At 66.9% G+C, this 6,133-nt stretch carries 7 protein-coding genes and 1 pseudogene; all 8 read right to left on the bottom strand.

The features are described 5' to 3' along the window. Nucleotides 1–68: pseudogene (locus VIR09_RS27945) on the bottom strand (30S ribosomal protein S20); the annotation flags it as partial. A 263-nt stretch (nucleotides 69–331) separates the two neighbouring features. Continuing rightward, nucleotides 332–1,300, bottom strand: coding sequence for a FecR domain-containing protein (locus VIR09_RS27940; RefSeq protein WP_332015821.1), 969 nt, complete (start codon nucleotides 1,298–1,300; stop codon nucleotides 332–334). A gap of 191 nt (nucleotides 1,301–1,491) precedes the next feature. Beyond that, the gene (gene murJ / locus VIR09_RS27935) at nucleotides 1,492–3,051 is read right to left on the bottom strand and encodes a murein biosynthesis integral membrane protein MurJ (protein ID WP_332015820.1); all 1,560 of its coding nucleotides are present in this window, start codon (nucleotides 3,049–3,051) and stop codon (nucleotides 1,492–1,494) included. 106 nt (nucleotides 3,052–3,157) lie between these two features. Continuing rightward, complete coding sequence (locus tag VIR09_RS27930; protein WP_054452382.1) at nucleotides 3,158–3,916, bottom strand: 3-hydroxyacyl-CoA dehydrogenase; 759 nt, start codon at nucleotides 3,914–3,916, stop codon at nucleotides 3,158–3,160. 133 nt (nucleotides 3,917–4,049) lie between these two features. Further along, nucleotides 4,050–4,706 carry an adenylate kinase gene (gene adk, locus VIR09_RS27925; RefSeq protein ID WP_332015819.1) on the bottom strand — a complete coding sequence of 219 codons (657 nt, stop codon included), beginning with the start codon at nucleotides 4,704–4,706 and terminating at the stop codon, nucleotides 4,050–4,052. Between the two features lie 91 nt (nucleotides 4,707–4,797). Continuing rightward, nucleotides 4,798–5,562, bottom strand: a complete 765-nt coding sequence (gene kdsB / locus VIR09_RS27920; protein WP_332015818.1) for a 3-deoxy-manno-octulosonate cytidylyltransferase — start codon at nucleotides 5,560–5,562, stop codon at nucleotides 4,798–4,800. A gap of 11 nt (nucleotides 5,563–5,573) precedes the next feature. Continuing rightward, a complete protein-coding gene (locus tag VIR09_RS27915) occupies nucleotides 5,574–5,756 on the bottom strand; it encodes a Trm112 family protein (RefSeq protein WP_013394773.1) in 183 nt (60 codons plus the stop codon). Between the two features lie 73 nt (nucleotides 5,757–5,829). Continuing rightward, on the bottom strand, nucleotides 5,830–6,133 hold a 304-nt coding region (locus VIR09_RS27910), incomplete at its 5' end, for a tetraacyldisaccharide 4'-kinase (protein ID WP_332015817.1).

Here is a 6,133-nt window from a genome sequence, read left to right as displayed (position 1 = left end):
CTGGAATTGTGCTTGTTGCGCTCAACGGATTGGCGAGCGCGCTTGCGGGCTTGGGCGGTATTGGCCATGTTGCTATATAAGTTGAATTCGGCAAAGTCGAACATTGTAGCAAGTCCCTGCGGGATTGCAAGCTTTTAATGTCTGATCAACCGAGGGAGCGCCCGTCAACCGGGCGGGGGCGCTGCGGGAAAAATTCCCTGGGCTGGAGAGCCCTTGCGGATGGTCCTCAAGTGAAGCCTAGAGGAAAATCCGTGGCGCCTACTGGATAAAAACACCGTAACTAGTATACAACGAAGCTGCCCCCGAGAGCGGAACGCCGAGCGTGGCGTTGTCAGGTAGCGACGTTAATGGAGACGAACCACGGGGTAAAGCGGCGGACGTGGATGGGCATGATGTCGCGCAGCGTGTCCAGCGCGGCGTCGGTGTCGTCCAGCGGGAAGTGTCCGGATACCGGCAGGCCGCCAGCGGCCATGGAAACGCGCAGGGTGCCGCTACGGTAGGGACGCAGGGCGGCGATCACTTCGGCCAGGGGGCGGCCCCGGGCTTCGACCCAGCCGGCTTCCCAGGCGGCCTCGGCCATGAGTTCGGCGCGCGGGGTGTCCATCCGGGCCGCGTCGAACCGGGCGCCAGTGCCGGCGCGGACGGTGCCGTGAGCGCCGGACATGGTCTCGACTTCGACCTCGTGTTCATGCACCACCACCAGGGTGCGCTGAGCTTGTTGGCGCACCATGTAGCGGGTACCCAGGGCGCGGACTGTGCCTTCGGCCGTCTGGACCAGGAAGGGGCGGCGCGCGTCGGGAGCCACCGACACCGTTACGGCGCCATCCAGCAGGCGGACCTGGCGGTAGGCGGGGGTGAAGTCCAGATTGACCCGGCTGCGGGCGTCCAGCAGCAGCTGGCTGCCGTCGGACAGCACATAGCGGCGGCGTTCGCCGGTGGCCGTGGCGGCGTCCGCGGCGACATTGCCCAGGGGATAGAAGGCGTTGCCCACGTAAGCCGCACAGGCGCCGGTGCCGGCGAGCGCCAGCGCGCCGGTCAGAAAGCGGCGGCGCGGAGGGGCGATGGCGGGGCCGGGAGGGGCCACGAGCGGCGGGATAGCGGGGCCGGCGGTCGCGTAACCGGCGGGATAGGCGTCGCCCAGCCGGCCGAACGTCGATCCTTCCAGCGAGCCGGTCAACTGCTGCCAGGCGTTTTCATGGGCCGGATCGGCAGCGCGCCACGCCAGGAAGTCGTTATAGTCCTGTGCGGTCGCCTTGCCGGAGCGCAATAACAGCAGCCAATTGATTACCTGGTCCGCCATGGGTTGTCCTTGGGCGTACTTCACTTCATGTCCCCGCAGTGATTCAAGGGGGATCCTTTCGATGGCAATTTGTAAATAATAAAGGTTTTTTACCAAAGATTACCGGGTAGTTGTCAATTCTTGACGAATCTAATGCAAAAAAGCCGGCACTAGACCGGCTTTTGAGGTGTATATAGGCAGATTGTCCGAACTTAACGCGACGGACGTCGGCCGAAGTCCCTAGGGCGGAAGCCAAACAGTAACAACATTCCGAAGTAGACCGCCCCGCTGGCCGCCAGCACCCCCGCCAGCCAGGCGACCCGCTGTCCGGAGTGGGCCTGCAGGGCGATCCAGTCGATGCGCCCGTCCGCGTACCAGAGCAGGGCCGCCAGCGCCGCCAGGGCGGGCAAGAGGCGCAGCGCGAACGCGGTCCAGCCGGGGCCGGGCTGATAGACGCCGCGGCGGCGCAGTCCGATCAGCAGCGCCAGCGCGTTCAGGCAGGCGCCCAGGCCGATGGCCAGGGCCAGTCCGGCATGCGCCATCAGGGGCACCAGCACCAGGTTCATCAGCTGTGTCGTGATCAGCACGCCGATGGCGATCTTCACTGGCGTGCGGATGTCCTGCTTGGCGTAGAAGCCGGGCGCCAGGATCTTCACGGCCAACAGGCCGATCAGGCCGGCAGAGTAGGAAATGACCGCCAGGCGGGTCTGGCTCACGTCCTGGGCAGCAAAGGCGCCATAGTGGAACAGGGTGGCGACCAGCCCGTCGGACAGCAGCGCCATCCCCACCGCGGCCGGCAGGCCCAGCAGCAGCACCAGCCGCAGGCCCCAGTCCAGCAGCCCGCTGTAACCGCCGTGGTCGTCGCGGGCATGGGCCGCCGACAGGCTGGGCAGCAGCACCGTGCCCAGCGCCACGCCGAGGAGAGCGGTGGGAAACTCCATCAGGCGGTCGGCGAAGGACAGCCAGGTCACGCTGCCCGGCGTTAGCCAGGTGGCGATGTTGGTATTGATCAGCAGCGAGATCTGAGCGACCGAAACGCCCAGGGTGGCGGGCGCCATCTGCTTGAGGATGCGCTGTACCGTGGGATCGCCCCAGGCTTGGCGGAACCGCAGCGTAAAGCGGGGCGTGAGGCCGAGCCGCGCCAGCGCAATCCATTGCACGGCCAATTGCGCCACGCCGCCGATCATGACGCCGATGGCCAGCGCGTAGATCGGCACGTCCATGCGCGGCGCGAGCCAGATGCAGGCGGCGATCATGGCCAGATTGAGCAGCACGGGCGTGAAAGCCGGCACGGCGAAGCGGCGCCAGGTATTGAGCACGCCCGAGGCGAAGGCGATCAGCGACATGCAGAAGATGTAGGGGAACATCATCCGCGTCATCCAGACCGCCGCGCCGAATTCGGTGTCGCGGTCCGCGCCGCGCAGGCCGCTGGCCATGGCGGACACGACCCAGGGCGCGGCGACGATGCCGATGAGCGTGATGAGCATCAGCGCCGCCGTCAGCAGCAGGGCCACCCGGTCCAGCAGGGTGCGGACTTCGGTTTCGGAACGATTGTTGCGCGCCGCGCCCAGGATGGGCACGAAGGCTTGGGCGAAAGCCCCTTCGGCGAACAGGCGGCGCAGCAGATTGGGAATGCGGAAGGCGACCCAGAAGGCGTCGGTGATGGGGCCGGCGCCAAAGGCGCGGGCCACCAGGATGTCGCGGATCAGGCCGGAAATGCGGGACAGCAGGGTGAAGCTGCTGACCGTGGCCGCCGAACGAAACAGGCTCATGGATAAGACTACTGAAAAATTGCGGGCCGGCCTGGCGCCATGGCGCGGGGATCGCGCGACGCCCAATGAAAACAGGCCCACCGGGTGGGCCTGCCTTTGTACTACATCACTTCGGAGGCATGCGGATGGCGCCATCGAGACGGATGGTTTCGCCGTTCAGCATGTCGTTGGTGATGATGCTGTGCACCAGCTTGGCGTAGTCTTCCGGGCGGCCCAGGCGGGCGGGGAAGGGGATGCTGGCGGCCAGGGAGTCCTGCACTTCCTGCGGCATGCCGAAGATCATGGGCGTGCCGAAGATCCCCGGGGCGATGGTCATGCAGCGAATGCCGGTCTTGGACAGGTCGCGCGCGATGGGCAGCGTCATGCCGGCCACGCCCGCCTTGGAGGCGGCATAGGCGGCCTGGCCGATCTGGCCGTCGAAGGCGGCGACGGAGGCCGTGTTGATCATCACGCCGCGTTCGCCGGTGGGTTCGGGCGCGTTGGCGCTCATGGCTTCGGCGGCCAGGCGCATCATGTTGAAGCTGCCGATCAGGTTGATCGACACGACCTTCTGGAACAGTTCCAGCGGATGCGCGCCGTTCTTGCCCACGATCTTGGCGGCAGGCGCGACGCCGGCGCAGTTCACCAGGCCGAACAGCGAGCCCAGTTCGAGCGCGGCGGCCACGGCGTTCTTGCCGTCGGCTTCCTGGGTCACGTCGCAGTGGACGTAGCGCTGGCCCAGTTCCTTGGCCAGGGCCGAGCCCGGCTCGTCCTGCACGTCGGCGATAACGACCTTGGCGCCGTTTTCGACCAGCATGCGCACCGTGCCGGCGCCCAGTCCGGACGCGCCGCCCGTGACGATGAATACCTTGTTCGCGATTTCCATGTGTCTACCACCAGTGAGTTCTAGGGATGAAAGCGGCGCGGCAGGCGCCGGATATGACTAGGCCTTCGGGGCCGGCCGGACGCGATGCGTTCCGGTGCCGGCGCCGAAGGCCTGTGAGCCATCGAGGCGCCGATCAGCCTTGGACGGCTGCGTACAGGCGCGCCTTGATTTCTTCGACCGCGCCGACGCCGGAGATCTTGCGGTACTTCGGCGCATCGGCGGGATTCTGCTGCGCCCAGGACGAGTAGTAGTCGACCAGGGGGCGGGTCTGTTCGCGGTACACGGACAGGCGGTTGCGCACGGTGTCCTCGCGGTCGTCGTCGCGCTGGATCAGTTCTTCGCCGGTGACGTCGTCACGGCCTTCGACCTTGGGCGGGTTGAAGCGCACGTGGTAGCTGCGGCCGCTGGGCTGGTGCACGCGGCGGCCGCTCATGCGTTCGATGATGTCTTCTTCGGGGACTTCGATTTCCACCACGTAATCCAGCTTGACGCCGGCGCTCTTGAGCGCGTCGGCCTGCGGGATGGTGCGCGGGAAGCCGTCGAACAGGTAGCCGTTGGCGCAGTCGGGCTGCTGCAGACGGTCCTGCACCAGGCCGATGATGATCTCGTCGGAAACCAGGCCGCCGGCATCCATGACCTTTTTGGCTTCAATGCCCAACGGCGTGCCCGCTTTGACCGCGGCGCGCAGCATGTCGCCCGTGGAGATCTGGGGGATGCCGAAGTGTTGGGTGAGAAACGCGGCCTGGGTGCCTTTGCCGGCGCCGGGAGGTCCGAGCAAGATAAGACGCATGAGTGCTCCTGAAGGGGTGTATTTTTTGTGATCCGGGGAATTATGCCGCAATGCAGCAGCCGATGCGGAGCCGCGCCATAGGAAATAACCCTTATATCCGCTTGCTGTAGACCGCTCGGACGCGTTCCAGGTCTGCCGGGGTATCTACGCCCGCGGCAGGAGGGTGGGACGCCCGATGGACGACGATGACGTGGCCATGTTCCATGGCCCGCAACTGTTCCAGCGATTCGAAGCGTTCCAGCGCACCCTGCGGCAGGGACGGATAGCGGCGCAGGAACGACACCCGGTAGGCATACAGGCCGATGTGGTGCCAGGCGGGCAGGCCGTCGGCCAGGATACGTTCGCCCGAGGCCAGCGCGTCGCGCGCCCAGGGGATCGGGGCGCGGGAAAAGTACAGCGCCCGGTCGTCCGCGGCGCAGACCAGCTTCACCACATTGGGATTGAACAGCGCTTCGGCGTCGGCCAGGGGGCAGGCGCAGGTGGCGATGTCGGCCTCGGGGCTGGCTTGCAGCTTGGCCGCGACGGCGTCGATGAGTTCGGGTTCGATCAGCGGCTCGTCGCCCTGCACGTTGACCACGATGGCGTCGTCGGGCAGACCCAGCTGCTCCACGGCTTCAGCCAGGCGGTCGGTGCCGGTCGGGTGGTTGGGGCGGGTCATCAGCGCCTGCAGCCCGTGCGCTTGCACCGCTTGCTGGACTCGGATGTCGTCCGTGGCCACATAGACGCGGGAAGCGCCGGACAGCGCCGCGCGCTCGGCGGTGCGCACGACCATGGGCTTGCCGGCGATGTCGGCAAGCGGCTTGTCGGGCAACCGGGTCGAGGCGGTGCGCGCCGGGATCAGGGCGATGAAGCTCATGCGGCGGTGATTCAGGGGGCAGCGGGGGCGTCGTCCAGCGCGCGGGCTTCCGATTCCAGCATGACGGGGATGCCGTCGCGCACGGGGAAGGCCAGGCGGTCGGCGCGGCAGACCAGTTCGGCTTGCTGCCGGTCGTGTTCGAGGCGGCCCTTGCACAGCGGGCAGACGAGGATGTCGAGTAGGCGGGATTCCATGACCGGAATTCTAAAACAGTTTGCCTGGGGCTGGACCGGCTTTGCGCCGTGGCGCCGCCAGGCTGGCGTTTTTCTACGTCCGCGCCGGCTGGCGCAGCGCTTGCGCCAGCCAGTCGAACAACTGCGGATCGGAAAAGCCGGCGTGCACCGGCACTTCCCACAGGCGCGGATCGTCCAGAGCGGCGCATTTGATCGCGTCCTTGGACGTGACCAGGATGGCGTCGGCCGTCAGCGCCTGGAACGGCGACTCGGCGTAGTCGTGATGATCCGGCAGGGGCAATGCGGTTTCCAGCGTGATGCCGGCGCCGCGCAGCGTGGTGAAGAAACGTTCCGGGTTGCCGATGCCGGCCGCCGCCGCGACGCGGGGCAGTCCGGCG

The sequence above is a fragment of the Achromobacter sp. genome, assembly GCF_036567245.1.
Taxonomy (GTDB): Bacteria; Pseudomonadota; Gammaproteobacteria; order Burkholderiales; family Burkholderiaceae_B; genus Achromobacter.
The sequence above is the reverse complement of the archived record's forward strand: the minus strand, read 5'-3'. Positions and strand labels throughout refer to the sequence as shown.

Coding starts and splice junctions, on each gene's coding strand:
- VIR09_RS27940 (WP_332015821.1), bottom strand. CDS start 1,300: ATGGCGGACCAGGTAATCAATTGGCTGCTGTTATTGCGCTCCGGCAAG.
- murJ (WP_332015820.1), bottom strand. CDS start 3,051: ATGAGCCTGTTTCGTTCGGCGGCCACGGTCAGCAGCTTCACCCTGCTG.
- VIR09_RS27930 (WP_054452382.1), bottom strand. CDS start 3,916: ATGGAAATCGCGAACAAGGTATTCATCGTCACGGGCGGCGCGTCCGGA.
- adk (WP_332015819.1), bottom strand. CDS start 4,706: ATGCGTCTTATCTTGCTCGGACCTCCCGGCGCCGGCAAAGGCACCCAG.
- kdsB (WP_332015818.1), bottom strand. CDS start 5,562: ATGAGCTTCATCGCCCTGATCCCGGCGCGCACCGCCTCGACCCGGTTG.
- VIR09_RS27915 (WP_013394773.1), bottom strand. CDS start 5,756: ATGGAATCCCGCCTACTCGACATCCTCGTCTGCCCGCTGTGCAAGGGC.